The 26061-nt window shown below is 54.2% G+C and carries 23 protein-coding genes; 11 read left to right on the forward strand and 12 right to left on the reverse strand.

Annotation, left to right across the window (positions count from 1 at the left end; translation table 11 throughout):
• Window position 1: 1 nt before the first annotated feature.
• The gene (locus J9880_RS19890; protein WP_119827320.1) at window positions 2-988 is read right to left on the reverse strand and encodes an MsnO8 family LLM class oxidoreductase; all 987 of its coding nucleotides are present in this window, start codon (window positions 986-988) and stop codon (window positions 2-4) included.
• 230 nt (window positions 989-1218) lie between these two features.
• Between J9880_RS19890 and J9880_RS19895 the strand changes: the two genes are divergently transcribed.
• From J9880_RS19895 to J9880_RS19915, 5 genes are all read left to right on the forward strand, one after another.
• Entirely contained in the window at window positions 1219-2403 is a 1185-nt protein-coding gene (locus J9880_RS19895) for a M20 peptidase aminoacylase family protein (protein ID WP_095921692.1), read from the forward strand.
• Window positions 2404-2607: 204 nt separating this feature from the next.
• Window positions 2608-3537: an ABC transporter substrate-binding protein gene (locus tag J9880_RS19900; RefSeq protein ID WP_195817031.1), complete on the forward strand. Its 930-nt coding sequence runs from the start codon at window positions 2608-2610 to the stop codon at window positions 3535-3537.
• A 15-nt stretch (window positions 3538-3552) separates the two neighbouring features.
• Complete coding sequence (locus J9880_RS19905; RefSeq protein WP_095921690.1) at window positions 3553-4056, forward strand: GNAT family N-acetyltransferase; 504 nt, start codon at window positions 3553-3555, stop codon at window positions 4054-4056.
• 27 nt (window positions 4057-4083) lie between these two features.
• Window positions 4084-4998: an amino acid ABC transporter permease gene (locus tag J9880_RS19910; RefSeq protein WP_095921689.1), complete on the forward strand. Its 915-nt coding sequence runs from the start codon at window positions 4084-4086 to the stop codon at window positions 4996-4998.
• Between the two features lie 15 nt (window positions 4999-5013).
• On the forward strand, window positions 5014-5859 hold the full coding sequence (locus tag J9880_RS19915) for an amino acid ABC transporter ATP-binding protein (protein WP_232769838.1): 846 nt from the start codon (window positions 5014-5016) through the stop codon (window positions 5857-5859).
• Between the two features lie 204 nt (window positions 5860-6063).
• Here J9880_RS19915 and kdgT read toward each other — a convergent pair whose 3' ends face one another.
• On the reverse strand, window positions 6064-7062 hold the full coding sequence (gene kdgT / locus J9880_RS19920) for a 2-keto-3-deoxygluconate transporter (protein WP_095921688.1): 999 nt from the start codon (window positions 7060-7062) through the stop codon (window positions 6064-6066).
• 259 nt (window positions 7063-7321) lie between these two features.
• A complete protein-coding gene (gene fsa, locus J9880_RS19925) occupies window positions 7322-7987 on the reverse strand; it encodes a fructose-6-phosphate aldolase (RefSeq protein ID WP_095921687.1) in 666 nt (221 codons plus the stop codon).
• 147 nt (window positions 7988-8134) lie between these two features.
• Between fsa and J9880_RS19930 the strand changes: the two genes are divergently transcribed.
• Genes J9880_RS19930 through J9880_RS19940 form a run of 3 tightly spaced genes read left to right on the forward strand, consistent with a single transcriptional unit; the run spans window position 8135 to window position 12276 of the window.
• Window positions 8135-9034 carry a glycyl-radical enzyme activating protein gene (locus J9880_RS19930; protein ID WP_133823386.1) on the forward strand — a complete coding sequence of 300 codons (900 nt, stop codon included), beginning with the start codon at window positions 8135-8137 and terminating at the stop codon, window positions 9032-9034.
• 5 nt (window positions 9035-9039) lie between these two features.
• Window positions 9040-11472, forward strand: coding sequence for a formate C-acetyltransferase/glycerol dehydratase family glycyl radical enzyme (locus J9880_RS19935; RefSeq protein ID WP_232769839.1), 2433 nt, complete (start codon window positions 9040-9042; stop codon window positions 11470-11472).
• A gap of 60 nt (window positions 11473-11532) precedes the next feature.
• The gene (locus J9880_RS19940) at window positions 11533-12276 is read left to right on the forward strand and encodes a DeoR/GlpR family DNA-binding transcription regulator (RefSeq protein ID WP_131693330.1); all 744 of its coding nucleotides are present in this window, start codon (window positions 11533-11535) and stop codon (window positions 12274-12276) included.
• Between the two features lie 138 nt (window positions 12277-12414).
• Here the strand turns inward: J9880_RS19940 and araD are convergent, their stop codons facing one another.
• A complete protein-coding gene (araD, locus tag J9880_RS19945; RefSeq protein ID WP_095921683.1) occupies window positions 12415-13110 on the reverse strand; it encodes an L-ribulose-5-phosphate 4-epimerase in 696 nt (231 codons plus the stop codon).
• 401 nt (window positions 13111-13511) lie between these two features.
• Here araD and osmB point away from each other — a divergent pair, with 401 nt between their 5' ends.
• Window positions 13512-13730: an osmotically-inducible lipoprotein OsmB gene (gene osmB / locus J9880_RS19950; RefSeq protein WP_095921682.1), complete on the forward strand. Its 219-nt coding sequence runs from the start codon at window positions 13512-13514 to the stop codon at window positions 13728-13730.
• A gap of 60 nt (window positions 13731-13790) precedes the next feature.
• On the opposite strand, the gene yciH is transcribed toward osmB, so the two are convergent.
• Window positions 13791-14120: a stress response translation initiation inhibitor YciH gene (gene yciH / locus J9880_RS19955; protein ID WP_095921681.1), complete on the reverse strand. Its 330-nt coding sequence runs from the start codon at window positions 14118-14120 to the stop codon at window positions 13791-13793.
• 12 nt (window positions 14121-14132) lie between these two features.
• Window positions 14133-14861, reverse strand: a complete 729-nt coding sequence (pyrF, locus tag J9880_RS19960; protein ID WP_119827330.1) for an orotidine-5'-phosphate decarboxylase — start codon at window positions 14859-14861, stop codon at window positions 14133-14135.
• A 191-nt stretch (window positions 14862-15052) separates the two neighbouring features.
• Between pyrF and J9880_RS19965 the strand changes: the two genes are divergently transcribed.
• The gene (locus J9880_RS19965) at window positions 15053-15340 is read left to right on the forward strand and encodes an Arc family DNA-binding protein (RefSeq protein WP_095921679.1); all 288 of its coding nucleotides are present in this window, start codon (window positions 15053-15055) and stop codon (window positions 15338-15340) included.
• A 47-nt stretch (window positions 15341-15387) separates the two neighbouring features.
• Here the strand turns inward: J9880_RS19965 and lapB are convergent, their stop codons facing one another.
• The 3 genes from lapB to pgpB form a co-directional block, all read right to left on the reverse strand.
• Window positions 15388-16557, reverse strand: coding sequence for a lipopolysaccharide assembly protein LapB (lapB, locus tag J9880_RS19970; protein ID WP_095921678.1), 1170 nt, complete (start codon window positions 16555-16557; stop codon window positions 15388-15390).
• A gap of 6 nt (window positions 16558-16563) precedes the next feature.
• The gene (locus J9880_RS19975; RefSeq protein ID WP_095925116.1) at window positions 16564-16875 is read right to left on the reverse strand and encodes a LapA family protein; all 312 of its coding nucleotides are present in this window, start codon (window positions 16873-16875) and stop codon (window positions 16564-16566) included.
• Window positions 16876-17125: 250 nt separating this feature from the next.
• Entirely contained in the window at window positions 17126-17887 is a 762-nt protein-coding gene (gene pgpB / locus J9880_RS19980) for a phosphatidylglycerophosphatase B (RefSeq protein ID WP_131693329.1), read from the reverse strand.
• Window positions 17888-18177: 290 nt separating this feature from the next.
• Between pgpB and ribA the strand changes: the two genes are divergently transcribed.
• A complete protein-coding gene (gene ribA / locus J9880_RS19985) occupies window positions 18178-18768 on the forward strand; it encodes a GTP cyclohydrolase II (protein ID WP_095921676.1) in 591 nt (196 codons plus the stop codon).
• Window positions 18769-18839: 71 nt separating this feature from the next.
• Here ribA and acnA read toward each other — a convergent pair whose 3' ends face one another.
• The 3 genes from acnA to topA form a co-directional block, all read right to left on the reverse strand.
• Window positions 18840-21512, reverse strand: coding sequence for an aconitate hydratase AcnA (acnA, locus tag J9880_RS19990; protein ID WP_095921675.1), 2673 nt, complete (start codon window positions 21510-21512; stop codon window positions 18840-18842).
• 186 nt (window positions 21513-21698) lie between these two features.
• The gene (cysB, locus tag J9880_RS19995) at window positions 21699-22673 is read right to left on the reverse strand and encodes an HTH-type transcriptional regulator CysB (RefSeq protein WP_095921674.1); all 975 of its coding nucleotides are present in this window, start codon (window positions 22671-22673) and stop codon (window positions 21699-21701) included.
• Window positions 22674-23057: 384 nt separating this feature from the next.
• Complete coding sequence (gene topA / locus J9880_RS20000) at window positions 23058-25655, reverse strand: type I DNA topoisomerase (RefSeq protein ID WP_131693327.1); 2598 nt, start codon at window positions 25653-25655, stop codon at window positions 23058-23060.
• Window positions 25656-26061 lie beyond the last annotated feature (406 nt).

Genomic DNA, 26061 nt, shown 5'->3' on the forward strand with positions numbered 1-26061 from the left:
CTTACAGCTGGCCAGCCAGCAATTCGATGGATTTGAGACGCACATCGGCCTCGGTCAGTGGGGTATGAATGATAAATTCGTTCACGCACAGGCGGCGCTGGATATCGCGCAGTTGCTGATGGATATCGCCCGGCGTGCCGTGCAGCACGCTGATCTGCTGTTGTTCGATATGGTATTGCGTCGCACCGGACTGCCGCACAAAGGCTTCCGCCTGTTCGCGGGAGCCGACGGTGACATGGCGGTCGCCCACCGTGACGCGAAAATTATGTCGTTCGGCCACCTTTTCAGCGGCCAGCTCGCGGGTTTCAGCCGCCAGCACCGCCAGACTGACCAGCGCCTGCCCTTGTCCGGCGGAATATTCGTGGAAGGCCAGCACCGATTCGGTCATCGCTTCGGCGGAGGCATTGATAAAACCGGCGAACACAAAGTTCCAGCCCAGCGACGCCGCCAGACGGGCGCTTTCTTTGCTGGCACCGAGCAGAAATCGCTGCGGCGCAACCGGCGGACGCGGCAATGCACGGGCTTCGGTGCCCGCCAGATGATCATCAAGATGCGTCAGATAATGCGTCAGTTGCTGTAACTGCGCCGGGAAACCGGGCGCTGATTCGGCCGGTGCATGGGCGCGTAACGCTTTGGTCGACAGCGGTAAACCGCCGGGCGCTTTGCCGATGCCGATATCCACGCGATCCGGAGCCAGTGATGACAACAGATGGAAATTTTCCGCCACTTTATACGGGCTGTAATGTTGCAGCATCACCCCGCCGGAACCGATGCGCAGCCGGGAGGTGTGCGCCAGCAGCCAGGCAATCAGCACTTCCGGCGAACTGCCCGCCAGCTTTTCAGCGTCGTGATGTTCCGATACCCATAAACGGTGATAGCCCAGCCGTTCGGCGGCCTGCGCAAAGGTCAGCGTGGCATTCAGTGCCTGCGCCGCCGTCTGCCCTTCATTAATCGGGCTTTGGTCTAATAAACTCAGTCGGTAATTCACCTGGGTATTCCTTTTTATCCGTCGTGATAAAAAGAGTTCCATGAAATAAGGGTAAAGCTAAATAATAAAAACACGTTTCTATAGTCAGTATTTTGCTATGCACCGCGCTGTGCAAAATGACTATAAATTATAGCGACTGAGTATTTAGTTATTCTCACCGTGCTGACTAGCATGAAATGACCTGCTACCTCTCCTGAACACGCATTATCAGACAATAGGGTTATTTCGCTATGAGCATTTCACTTGCAGAAGACACGAAAAATATCACCTCCGGCACTCCGTCAGGATTAGAAGAAACACTCATCGCTTATCGCCGTGAATTACATCAGCACCCTGAATTATCCAATCAGGAATTTGTGACCACGCAAAAAATAACGGAGTGGCTGAATGCCGCCGGGATCCGCATTTTATCACTTGGCCTGAAAACCGGCGTCGTTGCAGAAATCGGCCCGCAGACCGGACCGGTGGTGGCGTTGCGCGGTGACATCGATGCCCTGCCGATTGAAGAAGCCTCCGGCGTGCCGTTCAGTTCGCAACAGCCCGGCGTGATGCACGCCTGCGGCCATGATTTCCACACCTCGGTGATTCTCGGCGCGGCTTATTTACTTAAAGCACGCGAAGACCAACTCCCCGGCCGCGTGCGCCTGTTTTTCCAGCCTGCCGAGGAACGGTTTGGCGGCGCATCGCAGCTGATCAAAGCCGGTGCGCTGGTCAACGTCGATGCGATTTTCGGCCTGCACAATGCGCCGGAACTGCCGGTCGGAACCTTTGAAACCAAAGGCGGCGCATTTTATGCCAATGTTGACCGCTTCCAGATCACCGTCACCGGCAAAGGCGCGCACGCCGCTCATCCCGAAGAAGGCACTGACAGTATTGTCACCGCCAGCCATATCGTGACCGCGCTGCAAACCGTGGTCAGCCGCAACGTCAGTGCGCAGGATGCGGCGGTGGTCAGCGTCACCCGCATCGAAGGTGGCAATACCTGGAATGTGTTGCCGCAAACGGTCGAACTGGAAGGAACGGTGCGCACCTACAGCAGCGTTATCCGTGAACAGATCCCGCAGCGGATCCGCAAGGTGATCACCGGCGTGGCCGAGGCACTGGGCGCGAAAGCGGAACTGCACTGGTTCGGCGGGCCGCCTGCGGTGGTGAATACGCCACGCTGGGCGGATTTTGCATTACAGGCGGCCGCCGATTTTGGGTACAACGCGCAAGTGGCGCAGGCGCAGATGGGCGGTGAAGACTTTGCTTTTTATCTGCATCATGTGCCTGGGGCGTTTGTCAGCATCGGCTCGGCCAGCGATTTCGGATTGCATCATCCGCAATTTAATCCGGATGAATCGGCCATTTATCCGGCGGCCAATTATTTTCAGCAGTTAGCGGAAAAAGCACTGCGGGAATTAAGCGAAAAATAACCTTTTCATTCCTGATCTTATTCTCTCATGCCCGGTTATTCCGGGCATTTTTCGTGGTTATTTTATGCCGTCATGTATTTCTACTTTATCTCTTTGATTATTTAATTTTGTTGTTTTACATCCCTGTAACACTCGGGAATAGTGAAAACGTCACCACACGATAATCACCATAAACAATAAGAATGCAGGGTAAACAGAATAATGATGAAACATAGCGCCACTTTCACCGCGACCACCATCGCCGCATTATTGAGTTTTTCTGCGGTGGCACAGGCCGCGCCGGGAATAGATCTGATTGCCAATGAAACGCCAATTCATACGCCGAAAAGTGCTGAAGCCGCGGCCAAAATTCCGGCCAATTTTAAGTTTGTTGAACCCGGCACGCTGACCGTGGCGCTGGCGGTTCTCGGCAGCGCACCGCCGTTCGGCCTGTATGCCCGCGACAATAAAACCGTGATCGGCAGCGAAGCGGATATCGCCCGTCTGGTCGCCGACGGTTTGGGCCTGAAACTCAAGGTGGTGCCCGCCTCGTGGGAGGACTGGCCGCTCGGCGTCACTTCCGGAAAATACGATGCGGCGATCTATAACATCACCGTCACCAAAGACCGCAAAACTAAGTTTGATTTCGCGACCTATCGTCAGGACACGCTGGGCTTTTACGTGAAAAGTGACAGCAAAATCACGTCCATTACTTCTGCGCCGGACATCGCCGGTAAACGCATTATCGTCGGCTCCGGCACCAATCAGGAAGCGGTGTTGCTGGCCTGGGACAAAGAGAATCAGGCCAAAGGATTACCGGCGCTCAAGCCGCAATATGTCACCGATGACGCCGCTGCAACGCTGGCGATCCAGTCCGGTCGTGCCGATGCCACCTTCGGCCCTAACGTCACCGGTGCGTATAAAGCCCTGCTGACCGGCAAAACCAAACTGGTCGGCACCGTGCCCGGCGGCTGGCCGAAAACGGCCAATATCGCTGTCACCCTGAAAAAAGGTAACGGACTGGTGGATGCCGTGCAGGCATCGCTGAACAGTGCCATCGCCAGCGGTGCTTATATCAAAGTACTGGATCGCTGGGGTGAAAGTGTCGAGAAAATTGACCATTCAGAAATTAATCCGCCGGGACTGGGCGACTGATCAGGAGCACGAACAATGAGCGAAGACGTTTTTATTCAGATTGCGCCGGAAGACCCGCTGATTGCGCCGGTGATCGAAGGATTATTCGGTGAATATCGCGACCGCTACGGCGATTTTTTCTCAAGCCAGCCACCGGAAGATAACAGTGTGTTCTCTGCGCCCGATGGCACGTTCATTGTTCTGCTGAGAAACGGCGCGCCCATTGCCATGGGCGCGTACAAACGCTACGACGAGCAGACCGCCGAGCTGAAGCGTATCTGGACTCACCGGTCGCTGCGCCGTCAGGGACTGGCGCAAAAAATCCTGCATGAACTGGAACGCCGTGCCGCTGCGTACGGTTACCGGCAGGTGTTTCTGACCACCGGTTTCCGTCAACCGGAAGCCGTCGGACTGTATTTATCCCACGGCTATCAGCCACAGTTTGATACCCGTCTGGATCCGGAAGTGTTTTCCCGTCCGCCGTATGACGGACGCCTGCCGTTTACCAAGGCGCTGACAGCTGACGTTCCCGTCACCTGAACTGCAACCTGACAGAAAGAGAACGTTATGAGCGAAAATGCCCCTTCATCTGTACGTCATCCCCCGCTGAAAGTGGTGCCCGCGCGTTATCCGTGGCGGCTGGCCGGTGCGGTGTTTTCCGTGTTCATTCTGCTGGGGATTATCCAGTCGATTGCGACGAATTCCCGCTGGGAATGGGGCGTGTTTCGTCAGTGGTTTTTTGATCCGGTGATTTTGTCAGGGCTGGGTAAAACGCTGTTGCTGACGCTGCTCGGCACGGTGTTTGGCGTGATTTTTGGCACCGTGCTGGCCCTCGCCCGCCTGTCGAAATCGTACCTGCTCAACGCCCTTGCCTGGGGGTATATCTGGCTGTTCCGTTCTCTGCCTCTGCTGCTGGTGCTGATCATCCTCTATAACTTTTCCTATCTGTACGACAACCTTTCCCTTGGCATTCCGTTCACCACGATTTCCTTTTTCAGCACGCCGACCGTCAATTTGCTGGATCAGTTTTCCGTCGCCGTACTCGGCTTGTCGCTGGTGCAGTCGGCCTATACCGCAGAAATCATTCGCGGCGGCATTTTGGGCGTAGAACACGGTCAGCATGAAGCGGCGGCGGCTTTAGGGTTACCGGCTTACCGCCGCACCTTCCGCATTATTTTGCCGCAGGCGCTGCGCTCCATTCTGCCGACCGGCTTTAACGAGGTGATCAGTCTGGCGAAAGGCACGTCGATCGTTTATGTGCTGTCGATGCCGGAGCTGTTTTACACCGTGCAGGTGATTTACAACCGCACGCAACAGGTCATTCCGCTGCTGATGGTCGCCACCATCTGGTATCTGCTGATCACCACCGTGTTGTCGGTATTACAGTATTACGTCGAACGTTATTTCGCGCGTGGCACGGTGCGGCAGGTCGCGCCAACGCCTTTACAACGCCTGCGTCTGTGGCGCACCGCCCGTTCTTAATAAAGGGAAAACCGTATGTCTGAAGCCTTTGATTTATTCGTTAACCGTCCGGCAGACGCCCCCGCAGAACGCCTGTTTTTGCATAAGCCGCAGGCCGCCACCGTCGGGCGTATCGATATCCATAATCTGAGCAAATACTACGGCGCACACAAAGCGCTGGATAATGTCAGCCTGAGTATTGAACCTGGCACCGTGACCGTGATCCTCGGCCCTTCCGGTTCGGGGAAATCCACGCTGCTGCGCACCATTAACCATCTGGAGCGGGTTGATGAAGGCTTTATCCAGATTGATGGCGATTACATTGGCTACCGCCGCAAAGGCGATACGCTGTATGAACTCAAGGAACGCGCCATTCTGAAACAGCGTACGCACGTCGGTTACGTGTTCCAGAATTTTAATCTTTTTCCGCACATGACCGTGCTGGATAACATCATTGAAGCGCCGGTGGTTCACGGTTTATTCCCGCGCAAACAGGCCATCGCCCGCGCCTATGAACTGCTCGATACCGTCGGATTGCGCGAAAAAGCCCATGCCTGGCCGCGCCACCTTTCCGGCGGCCAGCAGCAACGAATCGCCATCGCCCGCGCACTGGCGCTCAATCCGAAAGTGATGTTGTTCGATGAACCCACTTCCGCGCTGGATCCGGAACTGGTGGGCGAGGTGCTGGATGTGATTAAAAAGCTGGCGCAGTCCGGCGTGACGCTGGTGGTGGTCACGCACGAAATCGGCTTCGCGCGGCAGGTGGCAGATCAGGTGGTGTTTATGGTCGATGGCGCAGTAGTGGAAAGCGGAAGTGCTGAACAGGTGCTGGACCGGCCGCGCCATGAACGCACGCGGCGGTTTCTGGAGAAAGTGCTTTGACTGCACTCTTAAGGTGAATACGGTTTTGCTCCTCCCCCTGCGAAGGGGGAGGCGGGAGGGGGTTTTAAAGACAACACAAAAGCCAAAGCACACTTTAACTCATTGAATTGTCATTAATACCCCACCCCAACCCTCCCCTTCGCAGGGGAGGGAGTTGTCCTGCATATACCTTCCGGGTTAATGCCTCTTGCCCAACTAAAACCGTTATTTCACACTTGCCATCGGCGGATCCATCGCCACTTTGCCTTTCACCGCTTTGCTCTTCACTCTTCTTGACCACATGGCTGTCAGGATCGGCACCAGGATGGATGTCACAATCACCGAGGTGGCGACCAGCGCCGTGGCGGCCGGAGCAATCGGTTTGAACTGCGGCACCATTTCTGCAATCAGTACCGGCGTGGCGACCGCCGCACCGGCGGAACTGGAGGCGGCAATGCCTGCCGTTCCGTCGCCGCCACCGATGAATTTATCGGCAAGGATCAGCGGGATACCGGTGATGACGATCACCGCCACACCCAGCATTACGCCTAACAGACCCGTTTGTGCGATCACGCTCAGGTTGATGGTGTTACCCAGCGCGAAGGCGAAAAACGGGATCAGCGTTTGTACCGCTTTGCTGAAGAACTCGCGCAGTTCCGGATCAAGATTACCTAAGCCAAAACCGACCAGGAACGGCAACACCGCACCGACAAAAACGTGTGGCTCGAATGACGCGATACCTGCCGTGCCGAGGATCACCATGGTCATCAGCGGGCCGGATTCCAGCGACATCAGCACAAATGCACCGGCTTCTTCTTTGGTGCCGTATTGCTGCATCACAGAGGCGTACAGGCCGCCGTTGGTCATGTCCATTGAGGCGACCAGCGCCAGCACGGAAAGCCCGGCAAAGAATCCGAACTCCACGCCATTCTCCGGCATAAACCGGGACGCCACCGCCGCCACAATCCACGCGACCGCAATTTTGGTGACCACTAAGGTGCCGGATTTACGCAACACCGTACCGGTCGCGCTGAGTTTGATGGAAGCGCCCATGCAGAAAAACCACACCGCCAGAATCGGTACGGTGCCGGTCATCAGTCCGTTGGTAAAGGAGCCAAAATATTTGCCCGAATCAGGCGCGAAGGTATGGCACAGCGCACCCAGGAAGAGAGGCACTAACATCATCCCGCCAGGGATTTTTTCTATCGCTCGTTTAATGTGCATATTTTTTCACCTGATTTAAAAGTAACGGACTACCGAATGCCGCTACGTTATCCATTTATCAGAGTGATAAAAGTGATTCACTTCATAAATTGAAACGATGTTTCTATTTTTTAGATCGCTAGTTTTATAAATTTAATTCGTCAATATTTGATTGCGGAGGGAAATCACATTTTCGACTATTAATACGAAAATTCTTAACCCGCAGACGTAAAAAAACCCGCAGCAGAGGTCTGTGCGGGTAGGTTCATGCGCCGGACAATTAACTCAGCGTGGTGGTGCCAAACGCCTGCTGCCAGTCGGCTTCAAATTTTTCCACCGCTGCCTGTACCGCAGGCGCGTTCAGCAGTTGTTCGGCCACATCCACCGGCAAGGTGATGGACTGACATCCCGCCAGCAGACAATCCATTGCCTGGCGCGGCGTTCTGAAACTGGCAGCCAGCACTTTTGACTGCGGCGCGTGCAGACTGAGCAATGTCTGCAATTCTTTCACCATCGCGATGCCGTCACCGCCCTGCGCATCCAGACGGTTCACATACGGCGCGACATATTCCGCCCCGGCCAGCGCCGAGAGCAACCCCTGACCGGCGCCGTACACCGCCGTGCCGAGCGTCGGGATATTCATGCTTTTCAGTTTCTTAATGGCCGCCAGACCTTCACGGGTGACCGGCACTTTCACCACCAAACCTGAGACACGTTGCGACAATAACAGCGCTTCGGCAACCATCTGTTCGGCGTCGGATGCCATGACCTGCGCGAACAATTTGCCGTTACCGCCCAGAGCATCACGCAACGCGGGCAACACTTCCCACAGCGATTTTCCTTCTTTCGCCACGATGCTCGGATTGGTGGTAACCCCCTGCAACGGCAGGATGCGCGACAAACGTTTTACCGCAGTGACATCGGCAGTATCGAGATACAGCTCCATAACTTTCTCCCTGAAACTTGTGAGTGAATGCAAAGTTCAGAGAGTGTACGCCTGCAAGCAGAAGGTTTGTTGATCGTCATCAAAATCACTTTCGAATGAAAGCCTTTAAATTACGAAAGAAGAAACCGAGACTCAGAGAGCGTCGAGATGATTTTCAATGTACAGCGTTATTCCACACACGATGGTCCGGGGATCCGCACGGTCATTTTTCTGAAAGGCTGTTCACTGAGCTGCACCTGGTGCCAAAACCCGGAAAGCCGTTCCGCCGCACCGGATGTGCTGTTCGATTCACGTCTGTGCAGCGCAGGTTGCCAGCACTGTGCGACGGTCTTTCCTCATGCCATCCGCGTGGAAAAAGGTGACATTGCCGTGCGGCGTGAACAGTTTCAGGCTGACGATTTGAGCCAGATCGCTGACGTCTGCCCTTCCGGCGCATTGAGCGTCTGCGGGGAAGAGGCGGCTATTGATGCCCTGATGCAGCAGATCCTGCGCGATAAACCTTTTTATACCCGCACCGGTGGCGGCGTCACGCTTTCCGGCGGTGAGCCTTTTATGCAGCCACAGACTGCGCTGACACTGCTGCAACGCTGCCGCCATGAAGGGCTGCACACCGCCGTGGAAAGCTGCCTGCATGTGCCGTGGAAATATATCGAGCCTTCACTGGGCGCGCTGGATCTGCTGCTGGCCGATCTCAAACATGTCGCCGACGAGCCTTTCCGGCGTCTGACCGGCGGGTCTGCCCGACGGGTGAAAGATAATTTCCGTCGGCTGGCGGCGGCCGGACAAAAACTGATCGTCCGGGTGCCGTTAATTCCTGATTTTAATGCTGACCGGGCATCCGTTCGCCAGATCGTTGATTTTGCTGCGGAAGAAACCGGCTGCGACGCCATCCACTTTTTGCCCTACCACACCCTCGGCATCAACAAATATGCCCTGCTGGGACAACCCTATCTGGCGCCACGCCAGCCGTTAAATGACCCTGACCTGCTGACGTTCGCTGAGCAATACGCCGCAGAAAAAGGGCTTTGTGCACAGTTAAGAGGATAAGAAAAATGACCCAACTGAATCTGAACACCCTTTCCGGCCGTATCCGTGCCCATAAAGACGCCCTGATCCACATCGTGAAGCCGCCGGTGTGTACCGAGCGCGCGCAACATTACACGCAGGTTTATCAGCAACATGCCGACAAACCGCTGGCGGTCCGTCGCGCACTGGCGCTGGCAGAGCATCTGCGCCAGCGCACTATCTGGATCAAACACGACGAGCTGATCGTGGGGAATCAGGCCAGCGAAGTGCGCGCCGCACCGATTTTCCCGGAATACACCGTAGGCTGGATCGAAAGCGAAATTGACGCGCTGGCAGATCGCCCCGGCGCGGGTTTTGCAGTCAGTGAAGCCAACAAAAAAATTCTGCATGATATCTGCCCGTGGTGGCGCGGTCAGACCGTGCAGGACCGTTGCTATGGCATGTTTACTGATGAACAGAAAGCCCTGCTTGACAGCGGCATCGTGAAAGCCGAGGGCAATATGACTTCCGGCGATGCCCATCTGGCGGTGAATTTCCCGCTGCTGCTGGAACGGGGTCTGGACGGGTTGCGCAGTAAAGTGGACGAGCGCCGCAGCCGTATTCAGCTGACCGACTGGGAAGACCTGCATAAAGAACAACTGCTGAAAGCCATTGATATCACGCTGGCTGCGGTCAGCGATCACGTCGTGCGTTTCGCGCAACAGGCACGGGACATGGCCGCCACCGAAACCCGCGAGGCGCGCCGCAACGAGTTGCTGACGATCGCCGCTAACTGCGACGTCATCGCTCATCAGCCGCCGCAAAATTTCTGGCAGGCACTGCAACTGTGCTATTTCATTCAGCTGATTTTGCAGATCGAATCCAACGGCCATTCCGTGTCATTCGGTCGTATGGATCAGTATCTTTATCCGTTCTATCGCCGCGATGTTGAGCTGGAACAGACGCTGGCGCGCGATCAGGCCATCGAATTGCTGCAAAGCTGCTGGCTGAAATTGCTGGAGGTGAACAAAATCCGTTCCGGTACGCACTCCAAAGCGTCAGCGGGCAGTCCGCTGTATCAGAATGTCACCATCGGCGGACAGAATCTGCATAACGGCGTGGCCTCTGATGCGGTTAATCCGCTGTCATACGCGGTGCTGGAATCCTGCGGTCAGCTGCGCTCCACCCAGCCGAATCTCAGCGTACGCTATCACGCAGGCATGAGCAGTGATTTCCTCGATGCCTGCGTACAGGTGATCCGCTGCGGATTCGGGATGCCAGCCTTTAATAATGACGAAATTGTCATTGCGGAATTCATTAAGCTGGGCGTTGAAAAACAGGATGCGTACGATTATGCCGCCATCGGCTGCATCGAAACGGCCGTCGGCGGCAAATGGGGCTATCGTTGCACCGGCATGAGTTTCATCAACTTTGCCCGCGTGATGCTCGCCGCGATGGAACAGGGTCACGACGCGAAAAGTCATACCTGCTTCCTGCCGCAGGAACGCGGTTTGTCGCAGGGCAATTTTGATAACTTCGAACAGGTGTTTGCGCAGTGGGATCAGCAGATCCGTTATTACACCCGTAAATCCATCGAAATCGAATGTGTGGTCGATACGGTTCTGGAAGAGAACGCACAGGATATTCTGTGTTCGGCGCTGGTGGATGACTGCATCGAACGCGGAAAAACCATCAAGCAAGGCGGCGCAAAATACGACTGGGTGTCCGGTTTGCAGGTCGGGATCGCCAATCTGGGCAACAGCCTGGCCGCCGTGAAAAAACTGGTGTTTGATCAGGGCGTGATCGGCCAGCAGGAGCTGGCACAGGCGCTGGCCTCCGATTATGAAGGGCTGGACGGCGAGCGGCTGCGTCAGCGTCTGATTAACGGCGCAGAGAAATATGGCAACGATCATGACGAGGTGGATCAGCTGCTGGTGCGCGCGTATCAGTGCTATATCGATGAACTGTCGAATTATCACAATACCCGTTTCGGACGCGGCCCGGTCGGCGGCACCTATTACGCGGGTACGTCGTCCATTTCGGCAAACGTGCCCTTTGGTGCGGCAACCACCGCCACACCGGATGGCCGCAAAGCCTTTACCCCGCTGGCAGAAGGCGCCAGCCCGGCCTCCGGCACCGACCATCTCGGGCCGACGGCGGTGTTTAACTCGCTGGGTAAATTGCCGACAGAAGCCATTCTCGGCGGCGTGTTACTCAATCAAAAACTGAATCCGGCATCGCTGGAAAATGAAACTGACCGCCAGACGTTGATGCTGATGCTGCGGACATTCTTTGAGGAACATCGCGGCTGGCATGTGCAGTACAACATCGTGTCTCGCGAGACATTGCTGAAGGCGCGCGAGGAGCCGCAGAATTATCGCGACCTGGTGGTGCGCGTGGCGGGTTACTCCGCATTCTTCACGGCCTTATCGCCGGAGGCTCAGGATGATATTATCGCCCGCACAGAACATTCACTTTAACGTTCTCATCTGAATTTTACTTTTTCCGGGCGGCGCAGGTCGCCCGTATTTTGGGCGGCTATGAACGACAGACAGCAAGTTATTTTGCAATGGGTAAACGACAAGCAACGCATCAGCGTTGGTGAGTTGTCACAGATTTGTCAGGTATCGGAAGTCACTATCCGCCATGACCTCACCTTGCTGGAACAGCGTCATTATCTGCGCCGCGCGCACGGTTATGCGGTGGCGATCCAGACCGATGACGTTGATACCCGCATGATGTCGAATTTTGCCCAGAAGCAGAAGCTGGCGAAGTTCGCGGCGTCGCTTATTCAGGACGGTGAAACGGTCTTTTTCGAAAGTGGCAGCAGCATTGCCCTGTTGGCGCAATATCTGGCCGATAAGAAGAACCTGACGGTGATCACCGTCAGCAGTTATGTGGCCTCGTTACTGAAAAGCATGCCGTGTGAAGTGGTGTTGCTCGGCGGAATGTATCAGAAAACCAGTCAGACCGTGGTCGGCCCGCTGACCCGGCTCTGTCTGCAACAAATGAATTTCAGCAAAGCGTTTATGGGCATCGACGGCTTTACCGATACCACCGGTTTTACCGGCCGCGACATGCTGCGTGCTGACGTGGTGAATGCCGTGGTGGCGAAAGGCGCGGAAAATATCGTGCTGACCGATTCCTCGAAATTCGGCCAAATCAATCTCAACCCGCTGGGGCCGGTCAGCGCCTTCAGCCGGGTGATCACCGACGATAAACTGTCCGCTGAATATCAACAGCAGCTTTCTGCCGCAGGGATTAAGGTCAGCCTTGTCAGCTGACCCATCATTACTTATCCCCAAAATAAATTCGAGTTGCAGCAAGGCGGCAGGTGAAGGAATCCCGATGAGCTTACACAAGTAAGTGATTCGGGTGACGATACGCAGCCAACGCATCTGCAATTCGAAGTATGAAGGGGATTACTGACCGTAGTAGGCGTTTTTACCGTGCTTACGCAGGTAATGTTTATCTAAAAGCTGCGGCTGCATATCCGGCAATTGCGGGGTGAGCTGGCGGGAGAAAATGCCCATATAGGCCACCTCTTCCAGCACTACCGCATTGTGCACGGCATTATCCGCATCTTTCCCCCAGGTAAACGGCCCGTGGGAATGAACCAGCACCGCAGGAATATCTGCCGGTGAAAGATTTCTTTCCGCGAAGGTTTTGACTATCACTTCACCGGTTTCCCATTCATAACGCCCGGCGATTTCTTCTTCCGTCATCAGACGGGTGCAGGGAATGTTGCCGTAGAAATAATCCGCGTGCGTGGTGCCCCAGGCTGGAATGTCTAAACCGGCCTGCGCCCAGATGGTGGCGTGACGTGAATGGGTATGCACAATGCCGCCCGCTTCCGGGAAATTCAGGTACAGCACGCGGTGCGTGTCGGTGTCCGAAGATGGTTTTTTGCTGCCTTCGACGATTTTACCGGTCTCGAGTTCCACCACCACCATGTCGTCCACACCCATGTGATCGTATTCCACGCCCGACGGTTTGATCACCACCAGCCCCTGCTGGCGATCCACCGCGCTGACATTTCCCCAGGTAAAGGTCACCAGATGGTGGCGCGGCAGTGCCAGATTGGCTTCCAGTACCTGCTCTTTCAGTTGTTTAAGCATCTTGGTTCCCTCTTATTGCGATGCTTTATTGTCTGGTTGACGGCAAAACGCAGGTATGGGGCAAATCGCTAAAGAGTGCGTACAGATCTGCTGCAAACGTAAAAGTGCCAGCCAGGCGGGATTTGGATGAGAAGTGTCCGGGCTTTAGTCTTTTGTGCTCCGGTGAAGCGGTAAGCTGGTGAATTAAGATTATTCACCTAGTGAATGAATGGTAATTTCACTATTTTAATTCCACGGATGCAAAAGTGCGTCCGGATGATACGAATTATAAATAAAGGTTCGGAACAGCCAGAAAATTTGTAAGTACTGTGAAGGAATACAGGGTGAATTTCGGTGAGAATGCTGCCATTTACCTATACTTATAAATGATGCTGAACGTTAATCCTTTGAGGAAGATAACTATGATGCTCTTAAATAAACGCGTTGCCAGTATTGCACTGGTTCTGACTCTTGCGATGTCTGTTACCGCCTGCGGTAACTGGTCTAAACGTGACCGCAACACGGCAATTGGTGCCGGTGCCGGTGCACTGGGTGGTGCGGTTCTGACTGATGGCAGTACCTTAGGCACATTAGGTGGCGCAGCAGTCGGTGGTATTGTGGGGCATCAGGTCAGCAAATAAAGACAGCGCCAAAAAATTGAAAGATGCTGCGCTGTTAACAGGCGCAGCATCTTGTTCACATCAGCCGCCCGCCAGTTTTACTTTCATCCCTTTCGCTTCCAGCAGTTGTTTGAGCAGGTCACGTTTATCGCCCTGGATCTCAATCACGCCCTCTTTCACTGCACCGCCGCAGCCACATTTCTTTTTCAGCTCCGCCGCGAGTTTTTCCAGTGCCGCATCATCAAGATCCACGCCGGTGATCAGGCATACGCCTTTCCCTTTACGGCCACTGGTCTGACGCTGAATGCGCACGATGCCGTCACCTTTCGGACGCTCAGCCACCGCTTTCGGCTCATCGATTCTGCCGCTGTCGGTCGAATAGACTAAACGGCTGTTGCTGTCGTTGTTCATGCTTCTTCCTTCTTAAATCAGTGACGCGCGGATTTCACGTAAGGTGTGGGCCGGATCGGCAGACTGCGTGATCGGACGGCCAATCACCATGTAATCCACCCCTGCCGCCAGCGCTTCCTGCGGAGTCATCACGCGGCGCTGATCGTCGGCTTTGCTGCCTGCCGGGCGGATACCCGGTGTCACCAGTTTAAAGGCCTGCCCTAATGCCGATTTAAAGCGCGTCGCTTCCTGCGCGGAACACACGACGCCATCGAGGCCGCAATCGCGGGTCAGGCGGGCCAGACGCTCGGCGTAATCCGCCGGAGAAAGGTCGATGCCCAGATCCGCCAGATCGCTGCCTTCCATGCTGGTCAGCACCGTCACGGCAATCAGCAGCGGCGCATCTTTACCAAAGGGAGCCAGTGCTTCTTTCGCGGCGGTCATCATGCGCGCCCCGCCACTGGCATGGACATTCACCATCCACACGCCCAGATCCGCTGCAGCAGCCACTGCGCGCGCGGTGGTGTTTGGAATATCGTGGAATTTCAGATCCAGAAATACGTCGAAACCGCGGGTTTGCAAATCTTTGACCATTTGCGGGCCAAAATGGGTAAACATCTCTTTGCCAATTTTCAGACGGCAATCACGGGGATCAATTTTATCGGCAAACGCCAGCGCGGCGGCCTTATCGGCATAGTCAAGTGCGACAACAATAGGTGATGTATTTAAGTCGTTGTTGTTAATGTTATTTTCGGACTTCATATCGTCAGCCTCTTGTTAATGTTCAAATCAGGAAGGGAAACTATTCATTTTGCCGCCCGCATTTTACATGGCAAGTCGCTGAATTCACAGCTACACATAATGTGACAGTTTTATTAAATTTTTGTTAAGCACTAGACGATGCAACAAGGCTGGCATAGCTTGTTATTTTTACTCTAAGGAAAGGCTGAAAAATGAGTGAGATAACGACCCTGACTGTGAAAATTCCGGTCGAATTAAAAGAACTGATTAAAAACGCCGCTGCTCAGGCAGAACATTCATTAAGTGCAGAAGTGGCAGCACGCCTGGAAGAGAGTTTTAGCCCCGCCGCGCCGAAAGGCAAGAAAGCCGCAAAAGCCACCGAACATGACATTGATAACCAGCATCTCGCTGAAGAGACTGAACCCGCGCTGACCGCCAAAGAAATCAAGAAATTACGCACGTTGCTTAACGCACGTAAGACCAGCAGTAAGAAGAAGTAACACTAAGAATCAGCACGCGATAGCCGGAAGGACAGCGAGTCAAACGATCACTGTCCGTCCAGTCCCCGGATCGGTTTTATTGTCGCCCAGCCCCGGCAAGACGGGCAATGCCAGTAGAGTGAATGCGCGGTAAAGCCGCATTTATGGCAACGGTAACGGGGCTTCGTGCGGATCTGCTCACCCACCATATCCCGCAGTAAGACCAGACTTTCCTTCGCACGCCCTTCTTCCGCATCGGCCAGATGGTAATCCATCAGGTGATGGAACACGCGCATGGTCGGATGGCGCTGAAGCTGACGGTTGATATAGTTCTGCGCCGTCTCACGCCCTTCTTCATCATGGATGATTTCTGCCAGCATCAGTTCCGCAGTGGCACCGGTATTTTCATCGACGCAACGTTTGAGGAATTCCGCCCAGGCCAGCGTATCGCCAAGGTTCTGATAGCATTCTTGCAGCATCGGCAGCGCTTCGCTGACCAGCTCTTTGTCTTGCTCCAGCACCCGCTGTAACGCTTCGGTCGCCTTGCGATATTCGCCCTGCGCCAGCAAAATCCGCCCCTGCATGATCGACACGCGGGCGCAGAGTTTATCCGCCGACGCGGCTTTTTTCAGTAAGCCGGTCGCCTTGTCAAAATCATCTGACACCACAGCCTGCAGCGCCAGCTCACACCAGAAATGGGCAATTTCTTTACGGCGGTTTTCTTTGCCGAGTTTGACCAGACGTTCAGCCACATCGATGGCGTTCTGCCAGTCGCTGGTCGCCTGATGAATGATTAACAGTTGCTCAAGGGCAAACAGCTGGAAATCCTGCTCTTTCACCAGCTGATTAAACATGTCTTCCGCACGGTCATAGAAACCGGCCGCCATGTAATCCCGGCCCAGTTGCTGTACGGCAAGCAGGCGCTGTTCGAAGGTCAGCGAGGCGCTTTCCATCAGGGACTGGTGAATGCGGATCGCGCGATCGACTTCACCACGGGAGCGGAAAAGGTTACCCAGAGTCAGGTGCGCTTCGACCGTACTGCTGTCCTCTTTCAACATTTCGAGGAACAGGTCGACCGCTTTGTCCTGCTGATTGGAAAGCAGGAAGTTAACGCCCGCAACGTATTCACGCGACAGGCGGTTAGCATTTTCCTGTTTGTCCTGCTGAGAACTTCTGCGCCCCATGTACCAGCCATAGGCGGCCGCAACGGGCAACAACAGAAACAGCAGTTCTAACATAGAGGGTTATTCCTTGCTGACATCGTAGGATGCTGCGGGCGGCGTAACGACAGCCGCGGGTTCAATTTGTTGTTCAAGACGTTTGATTTTACGCTGTGCGCGGCCCAGTGACAGGCGGACACGGAGGTAGAACAAACCACAGATCACCCAGCCAAGAATAAAACCGGTCGCGAACAGTACGGCAAGCAGTGTGGAAACGCGATAGTCACCCTGCGCCAGCAAATAATTGAAGGTCACAGTCTGATCGTTATGGGCACCCAGGGTGATAGAAATCACCACGATGACCAGTAAAAATAAAAAAATCAGCAGATATTTCACATTCATTCCTGTAATGCCGGATGTACCGGATGAATTATGCCAAAAACTCTCGTCCCGACCTAATAAGTTAGCATTTCCGAACAAAGCAGGGAAACATTGCGCGGGGTTTAAATGCCGTCTGGATAAACTTCATGCGACTTTTGTGGGATGCAGCAAACACCACGGCAATTTGACCTATGGAGAAGATATGGGGATTAAAAGCGTGGAATTAAAGGGGGAATTTGCAAAGCCCCCCTTTCCGTAAACAGAACTACGAGGGATCGCGTTCTTCGATTTCGCGGTTTTCCGCCGGTGGCGGTGTCAGCGGACCGATGTAACGTTGCGTCAGCCAGCAGGCGACCGTGACCAGAAGCCAGCTGATCCCGACCGACGCTACCAGATCACGCGGCCAGTGCATTCCGAGCATCAGACGACTGCCCATCACCACCACGCCCCAGATCATCAGCACCGTCACCGTTTTATAGTGCTTACGCCGCCATAACAGACCGACGCCCAGCAGTGCCCAGGTGGCGGCGAACATAGTGTGCCCGGAAGGGAACGCGTAACCGGTATCCTTCTGCCAGCTTTTGTTCAGCCAGTGCGGGACCTGCACGTTATCGCCGAGAATTTCCTTCACCTGCGCGCTGCGCGCTTTTCGCTTTTGCGCGTAAAATTCATCCACGTTCATCTGGTGATCGGTGCCCAGCCAGGCGACATACGGGCGCGGCTCGCGGACTTCACTCTTGATGTAATCTTTGGCGTACTGGCCGATCAGTAACGCCGCAATGATGATGGCCACCAGCCCGCTCGCGGCTTTAAGGCGAAAACGCAGACACCACAGAAACCAGCCACACAGCACCACGGTAGTGATAATGCCCCACGGCTGGCTCACGGTTTCCGTCACCCAGTAAAGCGGGCGCAACACGGCGGGATTGCCCCCCGGTGTCCATAACCAGCCGCTGATCCAAACCGCTGCGGGCATCACTAATAACATCACAGCCCCGATGGCGGTGCGTTTGGCGATATCATACATAGTCGTTCCTTCTGTCATGCGTAAAAAGAGTGGGAGTGTATCAACCTTGTCAACGCTTCACCTTCCTTTCGCTTCAGTTGTTGAGTAAGCGGTTATAATTCATAAGTTATGAACGAATCGTTCAAATATTCCCGCTAAAATGTGACCCGAAGTGTGGCAAAATAGCGCCCTGTTAGGATGGAAAGGCACCGATTCCCTATCCAGAGGCCGCATCAGAACGTAGGATGCGCATCAACAAGTAAAATACTCACTGTAAATAAAGACTATTTGTGGTTTTTTTGGAGCGTAAAATGCAGCTGAAACGGGTGGCAGAAGCCAATCTGCCAACACCTTGGGGCGATTTCCTGATGGTGGGTTTTGAAGAATTGGCCACCGGGCACGACCACCTGGCGTTAGTTTTTGGCGACATCAGCGGTGAAACGCCTGTCCTTGCGCGTGTTCACTCCGAATGCCTGACCGGTGATGCCTTATTCAGCCTGCGCTGTGACTGCGGATTCCAGCTCGAAGCCGCCCTCAATCATATCGCTGAAGAAGGCCGCGGCATTCTGATGTATCACCGTCAGGAAGGCCGTAACATCGGTTTGCTGAATAAGATCCGCGCTTACGCCTTGCAGGATAAAGGCTACGATACCGTCGAAGCCAACCATCAGCTTGGATTCGCCGCCGACGAACGTGACTTCACGCTGTGCGCCGATATGTTCAAATTACTTGGCGTTGATTCCGTCCGCCTGCTGACCAACAATCCGAAGAAAGTCGAAATCCTCACCGAAGCCGGTATCCATATTACCGAGCGCGTTCCGCTGATCGTTGGCCGCAATCCGGAAAACGAACGTTACCTGTCGACCAAAGCCGCCAAAATGGGCCATCTGCTCGATAAGTAAGGGTTTATAGTCCGATGAAAATATTAAGGGCACCTTAAGAAGGTGCCCTTTTTTATTGGCAGGGATCCGGATTACAGCATTTTGCGGATCACGTAATGCAGAATACCGCCGTGACGGAAGTACGTCAGCTCATTGCCGGTATCAATACGACAGCGCGCATCGATAGTTTCAGTATGGCCGTCGGCGAACGTAATATGCACCGCGACGTCCTGCCCCGGCGTCAGGTTTTGCAGCCCGCTGATACTCAGTTGTTCGTCACCTGTCAGTTTCAGCGTTTTGCGGGTTACCCCCTGCGGGAATTCGAGCGGTAAAATCCCCATCCCGATCAGATTTGAGCGGTGAATACGTTCGAATGATTCGGCGATAACCACACGCACGCCCAGCAGACGCGGCCCTTTCGCTGCCCAGTCACGACTGGAACCGGAACCGTATTCTTTACCGGCAATGACCGCCGTCGGCACACTCTCATGCTGATAACGCATGGCCGCATCGTAAATCGCCAGCTGATCCTGCGACGGAATATGGCGCGTATAGCCGCCTTCCACGCCCGGCACCATTTCGTTTTTGATGCGGATATTGGCGAACGTCCCGCGCATCATCACTTCGTGGTTACCACGCCGCGAACCGTAGGAGTTAAACGCTTTCGGCTCAACCCCATGATGGGTCAGATAAAGCCCGGCCGGACTGTCAGCCTTGATGTTCCCGGCGGGCGAAATGTGGTCGGTGGTCACCGAGTCGGCCAGGATCGCCAGAATACGCGCGTCTTTGATGTCTTCCAGCGCGTCCGGTTCGACCTTCATATCACTGAAGAACGGCGGATGGCGGATATAGGTGGACTCTTCCTGCCAGGTATAGGTCGGCGTACCTTCCACCTGAATGGACTGCCAGCTGGCATCGCCGTTGAACACTTCGGCGTACTCTTTGTGGAACATGTCCGTCGTCACCTGCCCGACAGCATTGGCAATATCATTGGCCGACGGCCAGATATCTTTCAGGTAAACCGGTTTACCATCACTGCCCTCGCCCAGCGGATCGGTGGTCAGATCGACGTTCATATTTCCGGCCAGCGCATACGCCACAACCAGCGGCGGCGAGGCCAGCCAGTTGGTTTTGATCAGCGGATGGATGCGCCCTTCAAAGTTTCGGTTACCGGAAAGCACCGCACCGACGGTTAAATCACCGGCCTTGATCGCGGATTCAATCGGTTCCGGCAACGGCCCCGAGTTACCGATACAGGTGGTGCAGCCGTAGCCGACCAGATTGAAGCCCAGCTTTTCCAGATGCGGCATCAGTCCGGCGGCGTTCAGATAGTCGGTCACCACCTTGGAACCCGGCGCCAGCGAGGTTTTCACCCAGGGTTTGCTGGTCAGCCCTTTTTCAGCGGCATTCTTCGCCAGCAAACCTGCGGCCATCAGCACGCTCGGGTTTGAGGTGTTGGTACATGACGTGATCGCGGCAATGACCACCGCGCCGGTGGTCAGCGAATAATGCTGGCCTTCCAGCGTGAAACTCTCTTTATCGCTGCGCCCCGGCTTGCTGTTACCCAGCTCCAGCTCGGTCGCGGCCTGAAAGGCTTTCGGCACATTGGGCAGCGCCACGCGGTCCTGAGGGCGTTTCGGCCCTGCCAGACTGGGTTCCACATCGCCCATATCCAGCGACAGCGTACTGGTGAATACCGGCTCATCACCGGCATGACGCCATAACCCCTGCGCCTGCGAATAGGCTTTCACCAGTTCGATTTGATCATCGCTGCGGCCACTGAGTTTCATGTAGCTCAGCGTCACATCATCCACCGGGAAGAAGCCGCAGGTCGCGCCAAATTCCGGCGACATATTGGCGATGGTCGCGCGGTCGGCCAGCGGCAAATCGGCCAGCCCGTCACCGTAGAATTCAACAAATTTGCCCACCACGCCATGTTTGCGCAGCATCTGGGTAACGGTTAATACCAGATCCGTTGCGGTAATGCCTTCGCGCAATTTTCCGGTCAGTTTGAAACCGACAACGTCCGGGATCAGCATGGAAACCGGCTGGCCGAGCATCGCGGCCTCGGCTTCAATACCGCCGCAGCCCCAGCCTAAAATCCCCAGACCGTTGATCATCGTGGTATGTGAATCCGTGCCGACCAGCGTGTCGGGATAGGCCACTGTTTTGCCATCCTGCTCTTCGTACCAGACGGTTTGTCCGAGGTATTCCAGATTGACCTGATGACAAATCCCGGTGCCCGGCGGCACCACGCGGAAGCGGTTAAAGGCTTTTTGCCCCCAGCGCAGGAACTGGTAGCGTTCGTTATTACGCTCCATTTCCAGACGCACGTTTTCATCGAAGGCCTGGTCATCCCCAAATTCATCCACCGTCACCGAATGGTCAATCACCAGATCGACCGGCGACAACGGGTTCACCTGTTCGACATTCCCGCCGAGGCGTTTTACCGCCTGACGCATAGCAGCCAGATCCACGACCGCGGGTACACCCGTGAAATCTTGCATCAGCACGCGCGCCGGACGGTAAGCAATTTCCCGATCGGCATGACCGGTTTTTTGCCAGCTGACCAGCTCTTGCAGGTCGCTTTCCGTGACAGTGTCACCATCTACGTGGCGCAGTAAATTTTCGAGTAAAACTTTGAGGGATTTTGGCAGGCGCTGAAGTTCACCCAGCGTTTTGGCAGCGAGCGGCAGGCTGTAGTAGTAAAATTCCTTCTCCCGGACTGCCAGCTTATCCAGACTGTTCTTGCGAATAGACGACATAGCTTCTCCTTTAGCGCTCAGCGTGGCCTTGAGGAATAACCCGCTGGCTTATAAGTGCATAGTTAAAGATAACACAAAATGCCGTTAACATTTTGATAACAGCTCAAACTGTTCATCAGGCAAAAAAAATCCCGCCGCATCTTGTGAGGAGGCGGCGGGATCGCAATGGAGAGTGAGCGTGACGACTTACTTGGTCGGCAACTTAATGTCTTTAAACATCTCTTCAATGTCTTCGTTCGAACGCAGGGAAATCGCGGTATCGACCACATCACGCGTCAGATGCGGTGCAAATCGCTGAATGAAATCGTACATGTAACTGCGCAGGAAGGTGCTGCGACGGAAGCCGATTTTCGTGGTGCTGTAGGTGAAAATATCACGCGCATCCACGGTCACTAAATCCGGATCCTGAACCGGGTCAACCGCCATGCTGGCGATAACCCCTACTCCTAACCCAAGGCGCACGTAGGTTTTGATGACGTCAGCATCCGTCGCGGTAAAGACAATACGTGGCGTCAGACCGGCGCGGTTAAACGCGGTGTCCAGCTCCGAGCGGCCGGTAAAGCCGAAGGTATAGGTGACTATCGGATACGCCGCCAGCTCTTCGATGGTGACTTTTTCTTTCCCTGCCAGCGGATGATCCGGCTGTACCACCACGGCACGGTTCCAGTGATAGCAAGGCAGCATGATCAGATCGTCGTACAGATGCAGTGCTTCGGTGGCGATGGCGAAATCCGCATTGCCTTTTGAAACCGCTTCAGCAATCTGTGTCGGCGATCCCTGATGCATATGCAGCGAAACGCGCGGGTAACGCTCGATAAAGCCTTTAATCACATTAGGCAGGGCATAACGCGCCTGAGTGTGCGTGGTCGCCACATACAGCGATCCTTTGTCGGGATAGGTATGTTCACCGGCGACGGCTTTGATGGCATCGACTTTCGACAACACTTCACGGGCGATACGGATGATTTCCTGTCCGGCCGGTGTCACCTGTGTGAGATGTTTACCACTGCGGGAAAAAATCTGGATCCCGAGTTCATCTTCCAGCATACGGACTTGTTTGCTGATCCCCGGCTGCGACGTGTACAGGCCTTCTGCCGTCGAACTGACGTTCAGATTGTGATTAACAACCTCTACGATGTAGCGCAGTTGCTGCAATTTCATATCTCATACCACCCTGGTTTCAAACCCTGTCGCCATCCCTGTTCATCCAAAGGCTGAACAGTCTGGAAATGATTTTTTATCGAATACCGGAAGTCTGTGAACGCACCGTTTTATGCCCCAGACGCATTAGCTTATTACTTAAGTGCATAAGAATAAATTCTATATAACAATTATATCAATTATTAACGTCATGTATAGCCGGAGAACATAACGAAAATGGCAGGCAAACCTGCCCTGATAAGAAAAACAGCAAGAACCGGTCGATGATAGATCTTAATGCAATAAAAAAACCAGCCCAAAGGACTGGTTTTTTACAACTGCGCAACAGGATGCAGTGTTCCGGTTTTCGCCTGAATAATTCAGGTTGCAGGAAGGCGGCGAAAATTACTTTTTGCCTTCGACCCACTTACCATCAACAAAGAACGCCGTCCAGCCAGTGGCTTTGCCGTCTTTTTCCGAAGACACGTATTGCTGTTTGGTCTTACGGCTGAAACGCACCATGGCTTTATTGCCTTCCGGATCGGTTACCGGCGCATCGGCCAGATAACTCAGTTTTTCCGGCAGGCGATCTTTGAAGCGCTTGAGTTCTTCCACCAGCGGCGCACGGGTTTCGCGCGATTTAGGGAACGTATTGGCCGCCAGGAAGACACCTGCCGCACCGTCACGCAGAACGAAATAGGCGTCTGATTTCTCACACGGCAGTTCTGGCAATGGAACCGGATCTTCTTTCGGCGGCGCAACATCACCGTTACGCAAAATCTTACGGGTGTTTTTGCACTCGTCGTTGGTACAGCCCATGTACTTACCGAAACGTCCCATTTTCAGGTGCATTTCAGAACCACATTTCTCGCACTCAACAATCGGGCCGTCATAGCCTTTGATGCGGAATTCACCCTGCTCGATTTCATAGCCATCGCATTCCGGGTTGTTACCACAGACATGCAATTTGCGCTGGTTATCGATGAGATAGCTGTCCATCGCCGTGCCGCATTTACCGCAACGACGTTTGGCACGCAGCGCGTTGGCTTCGGCTTCGTCACCTTCCAGAATGTTCAGCACTTCGGCGTCAGCAATCAGGTTGATGGTGGTTTTGCAGCGTTCTTTCGGCGGCAGGGCATAGCCTGAACAGCCGAGGAACACGCCGGTGCTGGCGGTACGGATCCCCATCGGGCGGCCACAGGTCGGGCACTCGATGCTGGTCAGCACCATCTGATTCGGGCGCATACCGCCTTCTTCAGGGTCTTTCTCGGCGGTTTCCAGTTGCTTGCTGAACTCGGTGAAGAATTCATCCAGCACGGCTTTCCATTCCGCCTTGTTGTTGGCGACCTGATCCAGACCGTCTTCCATGCGCGCGGTGAAATCGTAGTTCATCAGTTCGCGGAAATTATCTTCCAGACGATCCGTGACGATCTCGCCCATTTTCTCGGCGTAGAAACGACGGTTTTCCACGTGAACATAGCCGCGATCCTGAATGGTCGAAATGATCGACGCATAGGTAGACGGACGGCCAATGCCACGTTTTTCCAGTTCTTTCACCAGTGACGCTTCGCTGAAACGCGCAGGCGGCTTGGTGAAGTGCTGGGTTGGCAGCAACTGTTGCAGTTCGAGATCGGTACCCACTTCAATCACCGGCAAGGTGCGGTCTTCGTCGCCCTTACGCAACGCAGGCATCACTTTGGTCCAGCCATCGAAACGCAGCGTACGGCCTTTGGCGCGCAGGGAATAATCGCCCGCTTTCACCGTCAGTGTAGTGGAATCGTACTGGGCCGGTGTCATCTGACAGGCCACGAACTGACGCCAGATCAGCTGATACAAACGCTGCGCATCCGCTTCCATGTCTTTCAGTTGTTCGGACACCACCGCCACATCAGAAGGACGGATCGCTTCGTGCGCTTCCTGTGAATTCTCTTTGTTGCTGTATTGCAGCGGGGCTTTCGGCAGGTATTTATCACCGAAATTCTCACCAATATAGCCACGCACCATTTCCACCGCATCCTGACTCAGGTTGGTGGAGTCAGTACGCATATAGGTGATGTGACCGGCTTCATACAGACGTTGCGCCATCATCATGGTTTTCTTCACACCGAAGCTCAGACGCGTACTGGCCGCCTGTTGCAGGGTGGACGTAATGAAAGGCGCGCCCGGCTTGCTGCTGGTCGGTTTATCTTCACGATCCACCACGGTGTAGCGCGCTTTCTCAAGCAGCGACACGGCCGCGTGAGTTTGTTCTTTATTGACCGGCTTGAACGGTTTTTCGAGATGATGCGTGACTTCCATTTGCAGCGCGGTGTCTTTCTTCGCCAGCAAATCTGCATGCAATTCCCAGTATTCTTCCGGCACGAACGCTTTGATTTCTTTCTCGCGTTCCACCACCAGACGCACCGCCACGGACTGAACACGGCCAGCGGATAAACCACGGGCAATCTTCTTCCACAACAGCGGAGACACCATGTAACCCACCACGCGGTCCATGAAACGACGCGCCTGCTGAGCATTCACACGATCAATATTCAGTTCGCCGGGTTCTTTAAAGGCATTCTGAATCGCGTTCTTGGTAATTTCGTTAAATACCACACGGCTGAAACGTTTTTCATCGCCGCCAATCACTTCCCGCAAATGCCAGGCAATCGCCTCTCCTTCGCGGTCAAGGTCGGTTGCGAGATAGATGTGGTCAGCTTTTTCCGCTAACGCTTTTAACTCAGCAACCACTTTTTCTTTACCCGGAAGTATTTCGTATTGCGCTTCCCAACCATGATACGGGTCGACGCCCATGCGATTTACCAGCGCGGTTTTCTCATCCTTTTTTACTTTTTTCTTTGTTTTTTCTTCGGTTGAGTTGGCGGTCTTTTTCGCAGCGGATCCACTGGTCGGCAAATCACGGATATGACCGACGCTGGACTTCACCACGTAGTCATTTCCTAAATATTTATTAATCGTTTTGGCTTTTGCCGGGGACTCAACTATTACGAGAGCTTTGCCCATAATTACCTTTACCTGAATGATTCTTCATAACCTGAAGAAGATTTTGTCTTGTTATGCCGCGGCACAATATCACGTCTTTTTTTATATTGCGGCAGTGAGTCAGAACGTCAACTTATTTCTTTCAAAGAAGGCGAGAACTGACTTCCAGAGGTTCAAAACACTGATTCTGCGAGGGATTAACCAGACAGGGCTCAGCAGAATGCGCCCGTTTTTATGTCAAATAATGACCAAGCGTAAACAAAACATTCCACCTGAAGCCACAAAATCCCACACTCTACCTGATAAAAATCGCCACGCAAACTAATTAACACCTAAACGCTCTTTTCGCCAACGTGCTCCGGGATTTTAAAGAAACGCTCAATTTATGACCTGAACATTCCCCGATTACCCCCAGCCGATTTGCGGT

Source organism: Rahnella victoriana, from assembly GCF_021276285.1.
Taxonomy (GTDB): Bacteria; Pseudomonadota; Gammaproteobacteria; order Enterobacterales; family Enterobacteriaceae; genus Rahnella; species Rahnella victoriana.